The sequence below is a fragment of the Sulfitobacter sp. SK025 genome (assembly GCF_003352105.1).
GTDB lineage: Bacteria > Pseudomonadota > Alphaproteobacteria > Rhodobacterales > Rhodobacteraceae > Sulfitobacter > Sulfitobacter pontiacus.
Map to the genome: position 1 here is coordinate 24,187 of NZ_CP025812.1, position 17,821 is coordinate 42,007.

20 protein-coding genes and 1 pseudogene are annotated in these 17,821 nt (G+C 56.1%); 4 read left to right on the plus strand and 17 right to left on the minus strand.

Translation table 11 applies throughout. The features are described 5' to 3' along the window. Window positions 1-184: 184 nt before the first annotated feature. The 4 genes and pseudogenes from C1J04_RS18335 to tnpA all read right to left on the minus strand — a co-directional run bounded on the left by C1J04_RS18335 (window position 185) and on the right by tnpA (window position 2,729). The gene (locus C1J04_RS18335) at window positions 185-511 is read right to left on the minus strand and encodes an outer membrane protein (RefSeq protein WP_114865781.1); all 327 of its coding nucleotides are present in this window, start codon (window positions 509-511) and stop codon (window positions 185-187) included. A gap of 419 nt (window positions 512-930) precedes the next feature. Next, window positions 931-1,894: pseudogene (tnpC, locus tag C1J04_RS18340) on the minus strand (IS66 family transposase); the annotation flags it as partial. Between the two features lie 54 nt (window positions 1,895-1,948). Further along, complete coding sequence (tnpB, locus tag C1J04_RS18345) at window positions 1,949-2,359, minus strand: IS66 family insertion sequence element accessory protein TnpB (protein WP_083779672.1); 411 nt, start codon at window positions 2,357-2,359, stop codon at window positions 1,949-1,951. Beyond that, complete coding sequence (gene tnpA / locus C1J04_RS18350; RefSeq protein ID WP_009827300.1) at window positions 2,298-2,729, minus strand: IS66-like element accessory protein TnpA; 432 nt, start codon at window positions 2,727-2,729, stop codon at window positions 2,298-2,300. Before tnpA ends, tnpB begins: the two co-directional genes overlap by 62 nt. Window positions 2,730-2,925: 196 nt before the next feature. Here tnpA and C1J04_RS19485 point away from each other — a divergent pair, with 196 nt between their 5' ends. The 4 genes from C1J04_RS19485 (at window position 2,926) to C1J04_RS18365 (ending at window position 6,393) form a co-directional block, all read left to right on the plus strand. Next, window positions 2,926-3,081, plus strand: coding sequence for a hypothetical protein (locus C1J04_RS19485; RefSeq protein ID WP_174226646.1), 156 nt, complete (start codon window positions 2,926-2,928; stop codon window positions 3,079-3,081). 257 nt (window positions 3,082-3,338) lie between these two features. Next, complete coding sequence (locus tag C1J04_RS18355; RefSeq protein WP_114865782.1) at window positions 3,339-4,199, plus strand: hypothetical protein; 861 nt, start codon at window positions 3,339-3,341, stop codon at window positions 4,197-4,199. Between the two features lie 69 nt (window positions 4,200-4,268). Beyond that, complete coding sequence (locus tag C1J04_RS18360; RefSeq protein ID WP_009826572.1) at window positions 4,269-5,093, plus strand: IS5 family transposase; 825 nt, start codon at window positions 4,269-4,271, stop codon at window positions 5,091-5,093. After that, window positions 5,080-6,393, plus strand: a complete 1,314-nt coding sequence (locus C1J04_RS18365; RefSeq protein ID WP_162797856.1) for an ankyrin repeat domain-containing protein — start codon at window positions 5,080-5,082, stop codon at window positions 6,391-6,393. The genes C1J04_RS18360 and C1J04_RS18365 overlap by 14 nt, the downstream gene beginning before the upstream one ends. 129 nt (window positions 6,394-6,522) lie before the next feature. Here the strand turns inward: C1J04_RS18365 and C1J04_RS18370 are convergent, their stop codons facing one another. The 13 genes from C1J04_RS18370 to C1J04_RS18435 all read right to left on the minus strand — a co-directional run bounded on the left by C1J04_RS18370 (window position 6,523) and on the right by C1J04_RS18435 (window position 17,761). Next, window positions 6,523-7,473: a CpaF family protein gene (locus C1J04_RS18370; protein ID WP_009827298.1), complete on the minus strand. Its 951-nt coding sequence runs from the start codon at window positions 7,471-7,473 to the stop codon at window positions 6,523-6,525. Window positions 7,474-7,499: 26 nt separating this feature from the next. Further along, complete coding sequence (locus C1J04_RS18375) at window positions 7,500-8,927, minus strand: TrbI/VirB10 family protein (protein WP_009827297.1); 1,428 nt, start codon at window positions 8,925-8,927, stop codon at window positions 7,500-7,502. Window positions 8,928-8,929: 2 nt separating this feature from the next. Beyond that, window positions 8,930-9,661 (minus strand): TrbG/VirB9 family P-type conjugative transfer protein, encoded by a 732-nt coding sequence (locus C1J04_RS18380; protein ID WP_009827296.1) that lies wholly within the window; start codon window positions 9,659-9,661, stop codon window positions 8,930-8,932. A gap of 4 nt (window positions 9,662-9,665) precedes the next feature. After that, window positions 9,666-10,337 carry a virB8 family protein gene (locus C1J04_RS18385; protein WP_009827295.1) on the minus strand — a complete coding sequence of 224 codons (672 nt, stop codon included), beginning with the start codon at window positions 10,335-10,337 and terminating at the stop codon, window positions 9,666-9,668. Window positions 10,338-10,356: 19 nt separating this feature from the next. After that, window positions 10,357-11,370 carry a type IV secretion system protein gene (locus tag C1J04_RS18390; protein WP_009827294.1) on the minus strand — a complete coding sequence of 338 codons (1,014 nt, stop codon included), beginning with the start codon at window positions 11,368-11,370 and terminating at the stop codon, window positions 10,357-10,359. Then, on the minus strand, window positions 11,371-11,793 hold the full coding sequence (locus C1J04_RS18395) for a hypothetical protein (RefSeq protein WP_237273134.1): 423 nt from the start codon (window positions 11,791-11,793) through the stop codon (window positions 11,371-11,373). It abuts the gene before it with no gap. Then, entirely contained in the window at window positions 11,790-12,557 is a 768-nt protein-coding gene (locus C1J04_RS18400) for a type IV secretion system protein (protein WP_114865784.1), read from the minus strand. Before C1J04_RS18400 ends, C1J04_RS18395 begins: the two co-directional genes overlap by 4 nt. Further along, complete coding sequence (locus C1J04_RS18405) at window positions 12,554-13,666, minus strand: transglycosylase SLT domain-containing protein (protein ID WP_009827380.1); 1,113 nt, start codon at window positions 13,664-13,666, stop codon at window positions 12,554-12,556. The genes C1J04_RS18400 and C1J04_RS18405 overlap by 4 nt, the downstream gene beginning before the upstream one ends. Before the next feature lie 199 nt (window positions 13,667-13,865). Further along, window positions 13,866-16,241 carry a type IV secretion system protein B4 gene (locus C1J04_RS18415; RefSeq protein ID WP_037955006.1) on the minus strand — a complete coding sequence of 792 codons (2,376 nt, stop codon included), beginning with the start codon at window positions 16,239-16,241 and terminating at the stop codon, window positions 13,866-13,868. After that, window positions 16,231-16,527 (minus strand): type IV secretion system protein VirB3, encoded by a 297-nt coding sequence (locus C1J04_RS18420; RefSeq protein WP_254655211.1) that lies wholly within the window; start codon window positions 16,525-16,527, stop codon window positions 16,231-16,233. The genes C1J04_RS18415 and C1J04_RS18420 overlap by 11 nt, the downstream gene beginning before the upstream one ends. After that, window positions 16,514-16,795, minus strand: a complete 282-nt coding sequence (locus tag C1J04_RS18425) for a TrbC/VirB2 family protein (RefSeq protein WP_037955008.1) — start codon at window positions 16,793-16,795, stop codon at window positions 16,514-16,516. The genes C1J04_RS18420 and C1J04_RS18425 overlap by 14 nt, the downstream gene beginning before the upstream one ends. A gap of 14 nt (window positions 16,796-16,809) precedes the next feature. Beyond that, window positions 16,810-17,484 carry a lytic transglycosylase domain-containing protein gene (locus C1J04_RS19730; RefSeq protein ID WP_273056272.1) on the minus strand — a complete coding sequence of 225 codons (675 nt, stop codon included), beginning with the start codon at window positions 17,482-17,484 and terminating at the stop codon, window positions 16,810-16,812. Further along, complete coding sequence (locus C1J04_RS18435; protein ID WP_009827373.1) at window positions 17,447-17,761, minus strand: hypothetical protein; 315 nt, start codon at window positions 17,759-17,761, stop codon at window positions 17,447-17,449. The genes C1J04_RS19730 and C1J04_RS18435 overlap by 38 nt, the downstream gene beginning before the upstream one ends. Window positions 17,762-17,821 lie beyond the last annotated feature (60 nt).

Consider the following 17,821-nt stretch of genomic DNA (forward strand, 5'->3'; position numbering starts at 1 on the left):
TCGAGCTCTAATGCCTACCACTAAACAGAAACACTAAAAAAAAACAGCTACCCAATCAACTCGGGTAGCTGTTCAAACTTAGGGTCCTGGAGGCCTTACAGTTTAGAAGCGGTAGTTCACACCGAACTTGATTTGTTGAAGATCAGCTTCAAGCTGGCCATCAGTGTTATCAACATCGCCGAAGTCAGTATAGGGTATACTCTGCATAACCGGTCCAGTTTTGCGTGAACATGTATTCACCACCGAAACCGATTGTTACGCCGTCAAGATCTTCGGATTCGGAGTCCCCACCGAGTGAAACTTCACCTTCGGCCTGACTGTAGCCCAAGAGGCCGTACGCAAGGAAGTTATCCTTCACGAGATAACCGCCACGTGCAAAAATCGTCGCCATATCTTGGATTTCGACGTCTACGCCAGAACCTGCCAAAATGCCTTCGCCGTCGCCGTCATAGGAGCCAAAGTTGTACTCTGCGCCAAGGCCAAAAAACGCCGCGGCCAAATTGCCAGTCATATCCTGCCCGCAATGCAGCAGATACACCGTCAGGCTCGGATAGATTGTCGCTGAAGCCGTTGGTGGTCAAAGCCGAAGCCAGATCATCATTCGCATCAAGCGAACCGAAACCGTAGCTGATGTTGCCACCGACGTACCCGCCAGTCCATGCAGGTGCTGGAGCCTGTTCAGCCATCATGACAGGCTGTTCCATAACTGGAGTGACCAAGTCACCCGCCAGTACTGGTGTAGAAACGAGCAAGGCCAACGCCGCGCCATAGGTAAAAGTCTTCACTGGAAATCCCTTCCGATAATATCGCTAACCATCGTCTCTTCACACGTATTTCAACTACGTGCAATTGCACCCTGAGGTTGCCTCGTGACATCTGTAATACATGTTGTAATTTAGCATCAGCGATAAGTAGGCACCCCCTACTTTTCAGCCGGTTATAGCCCTGATATCCGTCGATCTGCAGGATGCCGTCGAAGCCTGTCAGGAAGGTTTCGGCATTCGCGCCCGGCCCGACCGGGGGCATAGAAGTAAACCACACCGGGCGGATCTTCACCGCCCCATGGTCGGTCATCGCGAGCCAGTGCCCAGAGATAGCCGGTTTTGGTTTTACCGCGCCCGGGATCCAGCACCGGGGCCGTGGTTTCGTCCATGAACAGTTTGTCGGATCGTTTCAGGTGTTCGGCCAGCCGGTCGACGACGGGCTTGAGGTGGAAGGCCGCCTTGCCGACCCAGTCCGCCAGCACAGCGCGGTGCAGATCAAGACCCGCACGCGCCAGGATCTGGCTTTGGCGGTATAATGGCAGATGATCCGCATACTTGCTGACCAGCACATGGGCTATGGTGGCCTCGGTCGGCAGGGCACCCATGATCAGATGCGATGGTGCGGGAGCCTGGGTCACGCCGTCGGTGCAAGTCCGGCAGGCGTATTTCGGGCGCACGGTGACAATGACGCGCAACTGCGCCGGCACGATGTCCAGCCGCTCACTGCGGTCTTCTCCGATCTTGTGCATGACGCCGCAGCCGCAAGGGCAGCTCAGGCTCTCAGGTTCGATGACTTCTTCGATGCGCGGCAACGCGGCCGGGAGATTGCCAATCGTGCGCTTTGGCGCAGGCTTGGTTGTCGTCTTGTCACCTGTCTTGGCGGCCAGATGCTCCTTCTCCACCTCGACTTCAGCCAGTGCGATGGACAGATCCTCGAACGCCAGCTGCCGCTCATCCTCGGTCAGCTTTTCCGACCGTTTGCCATGTAGGGCATGGTTCAACTCCGCAATCAGGTGCTCTTGCCGTTGGGTGATTTCCGTAAGCGTCGCTACCTTTTCCATCAACGCCAAAACCGCCGCACGCTGCGAAGCAGGGATGGTGGATAGGTCAATGGCGGGTGTCGTGATCATGCCATCAGGATACGATAAAACCCCAGTAAGAACACACAAAAGACAGCGGTTGATTCACTCTGCCGCAGCAGGTGGGCGCATCTCCAGAGCCTTGACCTTGCGCCAGTCCAGACCGGCAAACAGGGCCTCGAACTGGGCGTGGTTCAGCGCCATCATGCCGTCCTTGATCGCCGGCCAGGTGAAGGTCGCTTCTTCCAGCCGCTTATAAGCCATCACCAATCCGGTGCCGTCCCAATACAAAAGCTTCAGCCGATCCGCCCGGCGCGAGCGGAACACAAAAACCGTGCCGGTGAACGGATCCTTGCGCAGCACCGACGACACGATCGACGCCAGCCCATCATGACCTTTCCTGAAGTCCACAGGCTGCGTCGAGACCAGAACCCGCACACGGTTTGATGGGACATCATGGCTGACCCTCGATTGCCCGCACGATCTCGGCAACCCGGGTCGAACTGGTCGTGCCATCGAGCCGGACTGTCACACGACCAATCGCAATCTCGATGGAGGTATGGGATGGCTCGTCAGGCTTCGCGGACCGCCCCGCAACGACCGACATATGCGCACCGCCGCTACTATCCGAGACTACGAGTGGCGCAAAATTAAAGGCGTCGTCATCGCCCGCAGGCAAAACCAACCGGCCATCGCGTGCTTGACTCCGCCATTCCGATAAATGGTTCGCCCGAAGCCCATACCGCGCCGCAACCGCATTCACGCTCACGCCCGGCTGCAAACTCTCAGCCACGATCCGTGCTTTGACCTCATTGGGCCACCGCTTCTGGCCATTGGCCCGTATCTCCACCCCGTAGTCTCTGAGAAACTCTACCGTAGTCGCCATCGCGAAACTCCCGCCCAATATCCGTCAGAAACGGAGTCGCAGCTCAGGCGAAAACTGGGAAGGTGTTGTCCAGGCAACGCTTACCATTCACTATGGTTGAAGCAAAATATCCGGTTCGTGTCCCGACCTTGTTTCTGTTTAGCGCGGTATAACTTCCGTATTCCTAAGACATCCTCAAACACGAAAGGAAGACAGGATGTCAAAAACCAAAGCCATGAACTCGAAAGCTGCGGGACGTATTCAATCCGCAACCGCCCCAAAGACTGGCGGGCAAACAGCAAAAGGCAGTTTCGCCGCACGTGCTCAGAGTGCTGCTGCAAAAAGCTCCAACCGTAGCAGCTCTAAGAAATAAATTGGTCGGGATGGTGGTAACGCCACCATCCCGTTATCGAGGTGAGACATGTACTAATCCCGAGACAAAGATTTGAACAAGGTAATTTCCGACGCCGTAAATTCAGGGGCACGTTTTGTAAGCGGCAAGAAGCATGGGAAGCTGTTTCTGCCCGAAGGCGGCATGCTCGTTTTTTCCAAAACCCCAAGCGATGTGCGCGCCTCCCGGAATGTGAAATCCGAACTCGCAAGGCTACGTCGAAATCAGGGGTTGATGGCATGACCGAAGGTATTTCCCCTATTCCGCAGCCATCCGAGATCGTCGCGTTCCTGATCCGCGCGATGTCGCATGTCGATGACCAACACGAAGAGGCGCTAAAGAAGGAACTTCAACGCCTGCGAAAGGGCAAACCGGTGTCCCCCGAAGCCGCGAATGAACTGCTGAAAGAGCATCTGGCGGATTTTCACACAGCAAATGGCAATGACATTTGGGGCGCGACCGACTTCTTGGATGCGCTGAAGGAACACATTTCACTATGCCTTGGGCTGGACTGCTCAGCATTACCCGCTGAAGTGGTGCGAGGCGTGTTTGACCGAGTTGCATATGGATGCTTCCAAGACCTATTCCGAAATGTGCTTTCCGTAACAGGTGTTGACCCACGAGAAATACTTGGAAAACCCAACCAAGCGACCAGAATCTTGTGGCAATCGCGTGTGAAAGACCATGGTCTTTCATCCCTTGCGGCAGAAATCCAAGGCAAGCCCGGGCTGAGCAGAGGGCAAGAAAACTGGGAAAGATTGATCAAACGCTGGTCCAAAGGCGAACATGACCCGCAAATCATTACAATACTGGCATTGATGAAAAACTGGGACCGTAAATTCGCACGAGCGCTGCTTGCTGCACGGATCTACCAGAAATACTGCGAATTTTGCTTGGTTGATCCCGGCAACCATGTAGAGGGGAATGAGCTGCCGTTTGATTTCGATGCAATCCAGTCGGCGCTCTTAGATGTTGCGCAATCGCCAAGGTATTTGAAGACCTGCGGCCTAAGTGCCTCCGACGACCGCACCATAAATGAAATTGCGAAGCTCACGGATCCTCGGCGACCAAAATTGGATGGGGATTTTCTTAGTGTCTAATCGGAAATGGGTTGAGTGAATTCAGCAGGTTGTGATTCTGTTCGGTTGCGAAACAAAACGGAGATCACGATGGCCTGGACCGAACTCACCCGTGCGCAGCATAAGCGCAAGACGAAGCGCTATCCAAGCGATTTGACCGATGCGGAATGGAAGATCGTGCGGCCATTGTTGCCCGGTCGCAACCGCCTTGGGCGTCCGCGCAAGGTGGAGTTACGCCGGGTCTGGAATGCGATCCAGTATCTTGCCGCCGCCGGGTGCGCATGGTCGCTCCTGCCGAAGGACTTTCCGCCGGTCTCGACCGTGCGCTACTATTTCTACCGTTGGCGCGATGATGGCCTGCTGGCCGAGATCAATCGCCACCTGGTCGCGGACGCGCGCCTCGCGGCAGGACGCGATGTGCAGCCGACAGCCGGTGTTATCGACAGTCAGAGCGTGAAAACCTCTGAAAACACGTCCCTTTCCGGCTACGATGCGGGCAAGCGGATCAACGGACGAAAACGCCATATCATCACTGACACCTGCGGCAACCTGATCGCATGCGAGGTTCATACCGCCAACATTCAGGATCGTGACGGTGCGCTCGGGGTCTTTGCCAGGCTCCGCCGCGAGGCTCCGAAACTGCGCCACATGTTCGCGGACGGCGGCTATGCCGGACCGAAGCTGCGGGGCGCCCTCGTGAGCCTCGGACGCTGGACGCTGCAGATCGTCAAGCGCTCCGACACCGCCAAGGGCTTCGAGGTTCTGCCACGCAGATGGGTCGTGGAACGCACCTTCGCATGGCTCGGTCGTTGCCGTCGTTTGGCAAAGGATTGGGAGAAATCCATCGAGAGCGCCGAGGCCTGGCTGCTGATCGCCCATATCCGGCGCGTAACCCGGCTCCTTGCAACAGATTGAAATCGTTCATCCCGTTTTGAATCGGACTCTTAGGCTTGAGGCATTGTTTGAAAAACTCGAGTATTCTCTGCACGATCAACAACGCCTTGCCGGTCTCTGTTTTTATCGCGGGCGATATCTTGCCCAGATGGGGCGATATGACGATGCACTTGACGCCTTTGAGACCGCCGCCAATTGGTTTCAATTTCGCAGCGCGACCCAGATGAAGAGCTGTCTGCACTATATCCTTAACCTTGCCAGCAAACTCGGAAAGCGACGTGTTCTTGCGAAGTGGCAAGGGTGGTGTGATGGCTTGGGGTTGGATCTAGATAGTCCGGATGCTGATCTGTCTGTTTCCAGGGATTTTCCGGAGCTTTTTCCAGAGGCGCAGCCGGCTGACAATGCCGACCCTCTTAGCAATTACCTGTTGATTATGCCGGAATGGGAAGAGCGCAAACCAGATTTACGCAACCCAAACCGCGTCATTAAGGGATACGGCCCGACTCCGACACCGCAACTTTCACTCTTTGCTAATCTCGGTCAGGTCGAAAAGGTTAGGCAACTTTTACGCGCCGGCGCTGATCCCGATGCCTTAGACCGGAACAATGGGTCAGCGCTCCTGAATGCACTGCAGGGCCACGATGACGCCTGCGTGCGAGCGCTGCTCCCGGTGACCTCAACAGATACAATCAACGCCAAAACGAAAGGCGGTAAATCTCTGCTATTGATGGCCATTAGTTTGGGAAGTTCAGACTACGTACAAAGGCTCCTTGAAAAAGGGGCGGATGTCGAAGTTACTGGTCCAAACCAGCAAACGGCGCTCTACGAAACCGTCAGCCATTTTGTTGATCCGATGACAATGGCCCGCGCAGCTTTGCAGCATGGCAGCGGCCCCGAAATGCCCGCATTTCTGCGCAAAACAAGCTCTCCATTTCACGACGAAGAAGCTCGAGCTCGGTCAGCCACACGTTACCACCCAGACGAGTTGGCGGTCCTTCCTGAGATGGCGGAACACTTTTCGAAAGGAGATTGCACCGATTTGCGTAAAATCGTGCAACTCTTGCTTGATGCAGGCGCGAATGTGAATGCACCTGCTGGATCCTCTAGACTGACCCCATTTCTTTATGCAGCCGAAATCGGCAATTCATGGCTACTTCAAACACTTGTCGACCACGGCGCAGACGTACGCTCACAGGACGAGCGAGGTGGTACGGCCTTTTCGAGGCTGCACTACTTCGGGCATTCGCATCTTGTCTCTGAATTCTTGAGCTGGCTGCCACCGGAAGACCGAATTTGGCTGCGAGAGAACGGATTTCGGTGAATATCAAATGGCTGAACTTTGAGTAAAGCGGTCATTTCCGCATCTCGTGGCGAACTGCCGCTTTTTCCCGCTTTCTGCAAGTTGATTCGGTGCGCAGCGAAGGGACGGAATCGTCGCGATTTATTAAGTTTAGTTGGGCAAATAAAACTCAGCAATGCCACGTCGTCCGGCTGTCCGCCCTAGTTGAACGATGACATCGATCGACTTCTGAATGTACTGCCGCACCTCAGCGAAGGTCAGTGGCGTGCCCGCTTGCAAGACCATTATGGCTAAACGATCTATTGCGAGCTCAGCTGTTTCCGCATGGATGGTTGAGACTGACCCGCCGTGTCCGGTGTTGATCGCTTCAAGATAGGTCAAGGCTTCGCCCCCGCGCAGTTCCCCAACGATAATTCGGTCAGGGCGCATCCGCAAAGAAGCTTGCAAAAGCGCGTTCGAACTTCTCTGTGTGCCAGTGCCGCGACTTGCCAGCAGGGCCACCGTATTGGGTTGGCTAGGGAACAGTTCAAACGCATCTTCAATCGTGATCAACCGTTCGCCATCATCGACATGAGTAAGAAGATGTCGAGCGAAGGTGGTCTTGCCAGTCGACGTGCCACCACTGATCAGTATGTTCAGTTTTTGATGTACTAAGGCCTCTAATGCGGCTTCAAGATTCTCTTCGGCTTGGCTGGCGATGTCCTTCATCTTTTCAGCTCTCAACTGGTCGAGCGAGACAGCTTTGCCAAAAAGATAGGATGGTTTGTACCCCTTCACGCCCGCCATGGCGAAGAGACGGATCGTAATTGACGCACCTTGTTCGATGGCAGGTGGAACCGCGACCTGAACTCTCAGAGGTCGGCCAGCATACTCAACTTTGCCAGACACGAGTGGGTTCTTTTCTGACACGCGGGCATTGGCATCACCGACGATCGTCTGCGCCATGTTGAAGGCGGTGTTGCGGTCTACGGTTTGGCCTTCATGACGCATTGCCGCGTCACCTGCGGCTTCGACCCAGATTTTTCCATCAGGGTTGATTGCAATTTCAACGACGTCGTCCCGCAGCAGCAAATCGCGGAACGGCTCAAGATATCGCTCCAAGTATGACGCAGGTTTTGGGTGCTGGTTCAATAGATTACCACATCACGGTCGACGAGGACGGTCACGGATGCACCTTGATCAATATAAATAGTGGGTGAGATCGAGACCTGTTCAGCGATTACAGATCCAACTGCGTCTTCCAGATCTTCGGAAACCCCCTGAAGTACTTCGCTGGCTGTTTCATTGTCGGCGCTATTTGCGGCGACAGCGGGTGCAGCACCTATGAGGGAGATCAGTGCCGCTCCGCCGAAGCGTTCAGCAAACTTTGTGTCGACGATCCCAGTCAACCCAGAGCGGCCAAGTTGGTCGCCGCCAACGGACGCAATTTCAATCGACGTCCCGTCTGGGGTCAGAACGCGTGTCCAAAGGATCAAGATGCGTTTTTGGTTCAACTCGATCCCAGAACGGTATTGGCCAAAAAGGCGGGAGCCACGCGGGATCAAGATCTGATCGCCAGAAAACGCCGGCACCGGCTCAGACACAACCGCTACAACAGAGCCCGGCAGGTCGCTGTTGATCGCTGTTTGCAAGGCAGCTTGAATGACAGAGCCTTGCGAAAGTGTTCGCTCCGGGAAGGCCATTTGGGACGCTTCTTGCACGTCTAACGGCCGTGCGCCTTGCCGTAGATACTGTTCATTTTCAGAAAGGGTTGGCCCGTCTGCTCCGGTGGTCGCAGTTGGGTTCGTCGTTCCAGCTGATGCAGCGCGTGGACCATCGGCATAGACAACAGACGGGGAGACGATTTGCGCGGTAAGTAATTCTTGCGCCACCCGTTCCGCTTCACGCTGACGTTGTTCGTCCTCCTGCCGCTGGCGTTCTTCAAGCAACCGTTGATCTGCTATCAATCCCTCGCGCGCCATTTCGGATTCAAGTCCTTCGCGTTGTGCGCGTTCCGCGTCCAACATCGCCTGCAGCCCGGCCAAACGTGCTTCGTTCTGCCGCTGCGCGTTTTGCAACTCGGTGTCTTTGGCGGCGATGGAGGCTTCAAGCGCGTCTGTCTGAACCTGAAACGCCTCTCGTAAATCAGAGACGGCTTCTTGGATTTCGGCGTTGCGGGCAGACTGGCTTGCAGCAAGCGCTTCCCGTAGCTTTGCGATTTCTTCAAGCACTGCTGCACTGGGTTCAGCTGCTGGGGCAGGGGCCGGCACATCGAGTGCTTCCTCAACAGCGATCAGCGCATCATTAACCCGCTGTTCCGCTTCATCCGGCGGGAATTCCAACCGCCCGCCATTTCCGGTGCGTTGGTCCTGGAAGGTCTCAACGTCAGACGTTTCTAGGCCGTCTGATCCTTCTTGCAGATTAGTTGCCAAGAAATAAGCGGCGCCACCCCCGCCAAGCGCAAGCGCGATCGCCAATGCCCCGACACCGATATTACCGCCACGGCGTTTGGCTTTGCCCTTCTGGCTGAACGTGCTGAGGCGGTCCTGCAGGTCGGGTGTGTTCTCATCAGCCATGATCAGTTGCTCACATAAATTGCGCTGTCATCGCGCAAGGCGCAGATGGCCTCATCGCCAATCCGCAAGGTCCAGAATTGGTTCACGCCAAGCACCCGAACTGTGTTGCCTTGCTGGGTCCAGTTCACGGTGCGCTCCCGGCCCTGCTCGTCTGCTTTGAAGACGGCGGGTTGGCGTCCGTTTTCGGGGAAGGTGAAGTATGTGTACCGCCCGTCGTCGTAGATATGGGTTGGACGGAAATCCCCTTCGCCCGCGACGCGGTAGCTGTAGTTGCGCGGTGCATCAAAGCCCTTAGGCTGGGTGTTGGCCGCTGCCGCGCGACGCTCATCCTCTGGATAGCGAAACCGCACCTCGAAAAACATACCTGAGCGACCCGGAATGGCCCCTTCACGCAAATGGAAAGAATATGTTCGGCGGTTAGTGATCACCGTCATGTTGGTTGAGGCACCTTGCACATGCGGCTTGATGGTCAGCACATTGCCAAGTTCTGGGATCGGGTCGACTTGGAAACTCTCGGTGTCGCCGACAATGACGGCGTCAAACCGTTCGCCCTGCCCAAAGTGGATGGTCGTTGAATGACGCAAGTCGGTTTCAATCACGAAGACTTGGTTCTCAACATAAGTCGCGGTGCGCACGCGGTTGTCGAGCGACCCGCTTCGTGGAACGGCCTCGGACAGAGCGGGGGACGCCGATAGCAATGCGGCAGCGCAGATCAAACGGGCAGCGATATTCAAGGGATCAGTTCTCCAAAGTCTCGGCGTCGACGCGGTAAGAGGTGACCACGAAGCCCAAAGGGTTGGCCCAGACGTCTTGCAGGCGCTGGCGGGTTTCAGGTTCAAAGGCGTAGCCAACAGTGGCTACGTAGCTGCGGGTCACCGAGCGGGTGTCGCGTGCGCGCCGCAGGGTGCGGGTAAATCGCACTTGAGCCACGCCAGGTTCGATCTGGTTCACAGATTTGATCACAACTTCGATGACGGCATCGCGGCCATAAACAGCGATGGGGTAGTCTTCGTTGGACGAGGTCCAAAGCTCGCGCAGGGTGCGTGCGGCATCGCCGTCAGAGCGTTCAAGAACGGAATTTATCCGTTGTTCGCCGTCGGTCAGGTCGTAGGTCTCTCGATCATCCACATAGGCGACAAGGTTGGCTTGTATGATGGCATCGCTCTCAGACAAGGACAGTGCTTGAACGGCAGCGACGCGGTCCATTTGGCCGGTTTCTTTGTCGACAACGACGACAAAGGTCTCAATCGATTTGAGCGGGAACAAGCTAGCACCAGCGACCATGCCTGCCAGCCCGACCAGAACGCCAGCCGCCGCGACAAAATAGGCAAACCGCTCGCGCCTGCGCGGGCCGTAGATAAAATCCACTGCAAAGGCGTCGCTTTGGTCTTGGCTTGTTTGACTTTTCATTTTCGGTGTTTGGCTTTCGTTATGAGGCGCGGAAGGATTTGACGGTGTTCAGGGCTGTTGCCGGTGTTCGTCGGATTGCTTCGCCCGTTTTGACAACGCCGCTGTTCACCGCTTGCTGGAGTTCTTGTGGTGATTTGCCCGTTGCGAGGCGCGTGGCACTGCCCGTGCCGTAATCGCTTGTGTTGACGATGCCGCGACGCGCCAGCCCCGTCAGTCCAACAGCGTTGGAGGCGATGCCCATCACTCCAGTTAAGTTGGAGGCGATGTAAGGGACAGATGCCATGATCCCGGCGCTGAGCAGTAGAATGACCAAGAATGGCAAGATGAGGCTCACCGTTTCGACATCGACTGGATCGGCGGACGCATCGCCGATGGCTTCTGCGATCGCAACGATGATGCCAGCAGCACCCGCAGCGGCGACGGGCATCAAGGCGTAGCCGATGGTCGCGCGGCTCCAAGCTTCAAAAAGGGATTGGGTTGGCTTGAACAGTGATGTGATGATCATAAAGGGCGCGATCACGATCATCAGCGCGAAGACGATCTTGGCAAACGCGATGATCCCAGCGGTGACGGCTGCGAAGAGTGCGGAGAGAACAAAGAAAATTGCGCCAAGCACGGCCCCGAAGACCCAGCCTGCTTGATCACCGATCGTATCACCATAGGCTGTAATGCGGGCCACCATGTTGTCGAGGCTCTCATAAACACCAGCCTCATCGCCGGATCCCGTGAGGGCGAGAATGGATGCGCCAACCGAGTCCGGCACTTGTGTTGCAATGCCGTAAATGACGTCAAAATTATCCCAACTCTGGGCAAAGATTGCGACCAGTGAGATTTTGATCCCAAACGCGAAGGCGCTGCCAAAGGTCATGGGCTTGAGTTGCATCACAACATTGATGCCCAGCAAAATCAGCAGCAGGACTGCACCTGCGGTGATGACATTGCCCACTGCCGCAGCCGACGAGATGAAGCCATCTTGTGCCACGCTGTCGACAGCTGCATCAACCTGGTCGAGGATATCGCTGATAATTCCCATCTATTCTGAACAGCCCTCGGCGTGCTCAGCCTCGAGCGCATCCGCAATGGCATAGAGGTCGAGGACCTTGAACGGGAGGCGCGGATTGTCAGACGTTTGAAAGCGCGACAGTTCTGCGAGAGCCATGTCCCATGTGAATTCACCTAAATGGCAGTCGCAGGTCTCGGCTTTAAGATGCCGCTCTGCGACAAGGATACGCAAAATTGCGCGATACCCGTTGCGCAGATAAGCGGTTTCCGCAAGATCTGCTGGCGGTCGAGGCACGCGGCAGGCCCCCTCTTCTTCGGGGTTGATTGCCATGGAAGTAAATGGCTTGAGCCCACCGGATGTTGAATCAGGTGTTTCAGCAAAAGCAGACATCGGCAGCGCAAGGGCAAGTGCAGCAAAGGCCGAACGGAGCGCACTTGGAGTATAGACCATCATGGGTCTACCGCCATCGATCTGAATCGCCGCTCGTCAGCCAATGTCGCCGCATCAACAACACCAAGCTGTCCTGCGCTGACACCCTGTGCCGCTTCCAAGCGCCAAATTTGTGTCAGGATAATCCCAAGTTCGACAGTTACCCGCGTGTTCAAATCAACGGCCGCTTTCAATCCGTCTTGGTCGTCGATCAAGCCCACCATTGTTTCAAGACGTTCTAGACTTTGGCCTGCTTCTGCATGGCTTTCTTGGGCGGCTACCGACAACATGGCGCTGGCGCCTGCGGACGTCGCAATGCGGTTGTCAGCAGGTTGTGGCGATGAAGAAAGAGTGCTCAAGGTCTCAGGTGTGAACCCACTGCCGGAAAGCACACGTTCAACCGATGCTTCCAGTTCCGCGCCTGGATTAAAGCCACTCAGAAAGTCTCCGCTCGCCAGTGAGCGCGCTGTATTTAGTGGGCCAACAAGTTTGCCCCGCAAGGCGCGGAATTCTTCGACGGATGCGAAGAGATCGCTTAACCCGCTGCCTTCGATCAGAGATGTGAGTTGGGCTTCCAAGTTCAGCAGTTGAGACAGTTGCGTCTCAAGTTCCAAGCGCATGGTGGCGAGCTGTTGCAGTTGCACGTTAAGGTCTTCAGCCATGTGCTCAAGTTGAGCGACCAATTGGCCAAGTTGCGATCCATCGAATGTCGGAACGCCTTGTGCGCGGGCGGGTGACGATAGGCCGAGCGCCGTTATGGCGGCGACCGAAAGAAGAAGCTGTTTCAATTTGGCACTCCCATTTGCATGAATTCACGCTCGGATAGGCGATCTGCGACCAGATGTTGGGCATGGGCCGCTTCGCGCTGTTGATTGGCTGCCATCAGCCTGACGCGCAGGTTTAGGATGCGGGCGATTTCAGCTTTGGCGTAGGTATTGAGTTCCCACGCGGCTTTCGCATTTGGTTGGGTATCGATCTGCAGAACGATCGCGCGTAGGCGGTTGATAACCTGCATTGTTGTCGCGTGGCTGCTTGCCGCATAGTAGACGCCTGCATCCGAGATGTTGGCGTATTCAGCGAGGGCAAAGTCCGAGGATGACAATGTGCCAAGCGCGTCCGCACCACCGACAACCGCGAGGTACTCGTTGTAGAATTTGGAGATATTGCGCACGTAGCCTTGGGTCTCGGTAAACGGTGGCACGCCGCCATACTCAATCACGCGTCCGGGGCCTGCATTATAGGCAGCGAGCGCATGGGGGATATTTCCGAAACGGTTCAACTGGGTCGTGATGTAACGGGCCCCGCCCCGCAGGTTGTCCATCGGATCATATGGATTGACCCCGAGGTCTGACGCCGTCCCGGGCATGAGTTGGGTCAGACCGTAAGCACCAACATGGCTTTCAGCGGTGATGTTAAATCGGCTTTCCTGTTTAATAAGTGCCTGAAATAGGCATCGCCATTGCGTGGCGGAAAGCCCTGCCCGTGCAACGCCCGGCGCACCGGCATATTCACCTGCCACACGCACAACCATCATCTCGACGGTTTCGCGCCCCTCGCCAAAGAGGCGGCTGTTCATTGGGCTTGTATCGGTGTTGGGATAGACTGAGGCGACACCAAAATCTGCGTTGCCTTCAAGGGCGCTGATATCAAAGCCTGGGCCGGTCATAGCTGCAGAAATGGCTTCAAGCGTGCGGAGTTGATCTGCTTGTACGTCAGCGATTGAGGAGCGCTCGACCTCTTTCTCACTTTGGGTTCCCAAGTCTTGAACAAGTGCTGTCACGCGCGAGATGGTTTGCCCGATTGCGGCATTGTCTTGCGTCGGGACACCTTGGGCGAAGCCCGAGGTCGCATGGATGCAGGCACAAAGCGCGGCTGATATGATTGCGGCGCGTCTCATTCTGGCTGCGGCAGGGCTTCGAATGTGCAGTCTTTGCGAATTGTGGTTGAGACAGGTGCTGTTGCGGCAAAGGATATTGCTGCGCGTGTTACCACAGGCTCGCCATTCTGGCCGAAGCAGGGCGATGTTTTCTCGGTGTATTGTGCGCAGGCCGACAGCAACAGCACTGCCGAAAGCATGAGGAGGGGTTGGAAATATCTCATTGTGGTCTCCAGAAATCGGGGTTTGAACGCCAGTCTGCTGGCACGCGGGCCTCGCCCGTGGCTCCACCGCCAAGGATTGGCAGTAAGTCACGAAGGGCGGAGAGATCGGCATCGACAAAGACGCTGTCGCCTGCGGAGCGCACCAGTGCGATGCGTTGGCCAATGGTGGGTTGGACGAGCAATGCAGCTTCCTTGGCGTTCACGCGCAAGAAATCGTAATCGGCCACGGTGGCGCGGTCGTTAGGGAACAGGATCTGCGTCGGGACAGTTTCAACAATGGTTTTGCCAACGCGGCTGTCGCGCAACTGGCTGGGATACTGCGTCATCATGATCACGACGCAGTTCATTTTGCGCAGGGTCACGAGCCAGTTTTCCAGACGTGCGCCGAAGTAAGGATCATCCAGCAGCTTCCATGCCTCGTCTAAGACGATGATCGTGGGGCGGCGGTCCTCAACAACGCGTTCGATTTGGCGGAAAATGTAGGAGAGCACCGCCATACGCTCGGTTGTCATGTCGAGGATCTCTGTCATATCAAACCCGACAATGTCGCCCGAAAGATCGAGGCTTTGCCCGCGGTCTGGTTCATCAAAGACCCAGCCAAATCGCCCGCCAGGGGCCCATTCTGCGACGCGGGATTGCAGCTCGCCATCATCATCCAAAGACTGGAACAATGTCTCAAAGCTGGCAAAGCGTTGTAGAGCTACGCCCGCGTCGGCATTCTGTGTTACCGCACCTTGGATATGGCGTGACTGTTCACCCGAAAGGGCACCGCTGCGCGTGATCAAGGTGGCCAACCAATCAGATAACCAAGCGCGCCCGCGCTCATCGATTTCAGAGGCAAGCGGGTTCAGACCCGTCGGGACGCCTGCGCGGATTTCATTGTAGCGACCACCCAATGCTCGGACTGCCATTTCCAAGCCACGATCTTTGTCAAAGAAGAACAAGCGTGCGCCGATCCGTTGCGCTTGCGCGGTGAGGAAGGCAGTCGTCAATGTTTTGCCAGTTCCCGTGCGGCCTAAAACCAGTGTGTGGCCCACAGTAGGTTCTTTGCCTGCAGAACCCGCTTCGTGGAAGTTGAAGCGATAGCCTGATGTGCCGACTGTTGGCAGGACGGCAATGCTCTGGCCCCATGGGCTTTTGTCATTGCTACGCCCTTCAACGCTGCCGTGAAGGGCTGCAAAATCAGCAAAGTTGGTTGAGGAGATCGGCGTCTTGCGGGCGCGGTAGCCAAAGTTGCCCGGGCTTTGCGCGAAGTACGTGGCTTTGAGGGCCATGTTTTCACGCACAATCACAGCCATGATTTCTTGGCCGACCCGTTTGATCTGCGCTGCGGCGCGTTCCAGCGTATCGCGATCAGGCGCATAGACTGCAATGGAAAGGTGATGGTCGCCAAAGGCGATGCGTCCGGCTTCTTGATCGTCTGCGGCCAAAGCTAGCTGATCACGCAAAGAAACGGCCGCATCATCAGAAGCATGCATCTGTCTGATGATCCGTTGGATGCGCTCGGCCATGATGTTGTTCGGGATTGGACTAAAGGAATTGGTCAGCACGATATCGAGCGGCAGGTCCAAGGCATCAAGGAGCGTCACATCTGTCAGTGCAGGATAGGATTTGATGCTGAAAAGGGCACCATATTTGACGGCACCCGTTGTGGCACAGGTAACAGTGACCACATCGCCATCAAACGTCGCGCGGCAATCACTGATGGTATGAGATAGGGGCAGGGGGCTTTGACCAAATGCAATAGGTGAAAAGCTCCCCGCGTTGAGCGTATTCAAATACCCCAGCCATTCACCGCCCGTCTTTGTTAAGCGAACAGGGTTTGCCGAAGAGAGGGCCACCGCAAAGAAGCCCATCACTTCATTAAGTTCTTGGACACGCGCCGTGCGATCTTTTACCCAAGCTTTGCGGGCGAGTGCACGCAAGAACGGGATGCGTGCCGCGAGATTGGGCCGGCGTATGACGCTGAGATACATCTGCCGCTTTGAAGGGCGCAGCCCTTTGATATGGGCGGCCCAGCGGGCATCAACATGGGATGCGAAGGTATCGCCCTCAACCGGCTTAAGGTCCAAGTCTTGCGGCACAGAAACACGGTGAATGTAGAAACCAAACGCGTTCCCGGTTTGGGCGACGATTGCTGCAACCGCGCGCTTGAGCGCATCAAGGCGATCATCTTCGGTTGTCATCGGGTTGAGGCCATCAAGGCGAAGGGTTGCGAGGAGATCACCCTCGCGCAGAACCATCACATCGTCCGTTGCCAAAGCAAAATAGGGCAGGTGCTCCGCAAGGTAGCTTTCACGGGCAAAGCCTGATCCACCCGCTTCATGTACTGCAGGGCCATTTCTGCTCAGAGTTCCACCATCAAGCGCCAAAGCTATCACCCCCGTGATAAGTGCGGTTTTTGGTGGAACGAACAGTGCCGAAAGAGATGCGCAGCACCTCAAAAAAATGAGGTTCTTTATCCGCGACAAACCAAAGAACGGGGTAGGCGATAATCCCGATCAGGAAAAAGATCAGAGATTTCGTCCAGATAAACGGCAGAACGACCCCCATGGCCAAGACCACCAGATATCCGACAGGGAGACCCAGATACTTGGGTGGCCGCGCAAGGCCGAGGAAAAGGGGGGATCGTTCCGCCATCGGTTCAAGTGAACCCATCTACGATGGTGCCCGCTGAGAAGATCAGCACGATCCCGATGATCACAGAGGCAAACCATCCCCAGTTCAGCCGTCCCATCATGCACATGAAGCCTGTCCCAATGACTGCAAGTGTGGCCACGGCAATGCCAATTGGTCCCGTGAGTGCGGCTTCGACCGTTTCCAGCATCGTTTGAATAGGTGACAAGTCTTGCGCGAAGGCAGGGGAGGCGGCGAGCGCTATGGCTGCGGCCATCAGTGGCAGGTATCGTGAGTGGTGTCTTGGCATGAAAATGTCCTTGATCAGTTCAGGTCGATAATGACTGGGGCGCGTGTTGGTGCCGTGTTGGCGACGCGGATTGGCGCTGGCTGTGAAGTTCCGCCCGACAGCCGTTCACGAATGTCGTGGATGCGTGCGATGTAGGTGCGTGTTTCGGAAAACGGGGGCACACCTGAGTACTGCTCAACACGATGCGGGCCTGCGTTGTAGGCAGCCAAGGCCAGATCAACGCTGCGAAATTCTGCCAATTGTGCGAGCAAGTAGCGTGCTGCGCCATCAAGGTTTTGGGAGACATCACGCGGATCCACCCCAAGCTCGCGCGCCGTTGCAGGCATCAGTTGGCCCAACCCATAGGCACCCTTTGGGCTGATGGCAGTGGGATTGTAGCTGCTCTCCGCTTCAATCATCGCCTGAAACAAGACTTGCCAGTCCCGTGTTGAAAGGCCAGCTCGCGCGATGGCCCTATTGTTTTGGTGGCGGTTGGCCGTCTGATGAATGAGTGCGAGAACTTGGGCAGAGGCTCCCGCCGCAGGCGCAATTGGTGCAACGGCAACAGGTTCTGCTTCAACAGTATCTTCTGAAGTGGCCCAGTTAGGACGTGCTCCGTGAAACGTCCACCCAGATGCCGTAGCCGAACCGTCCGCGCGAAACGCTAGAACGTCAGCCGTTGCCTTCGAGGGAAATGCTGTAGTCAGCATCAAAGCGCAAATCGCGCCCGTCGCCAAATTCAAGATGGTGTTTAAAAAGCCCCGGCCAGATGTTGAAGTACCGTGCTTCCGGGCCGAGCGGTGTGATCCGTGTGGACACAAGAATGGCTTCCGGTTCACCGTCACGTAGGTAAATGCACTGGTAGCGCGGCTTGCCATCGTCCGTGAACCCCACGAGTTCATACCGGCAGCGGAATGCAACTTCCCTCTTTTGAAGGTCTTTGACCCCATCAAGTGTGATCAAGATTTGATTGCGCGCTATCGGCATTTGGACTCTCCCCCTGAGAGTCCTTCTAGTCCGACCCAGTACAAGCGGAAAGACACATTG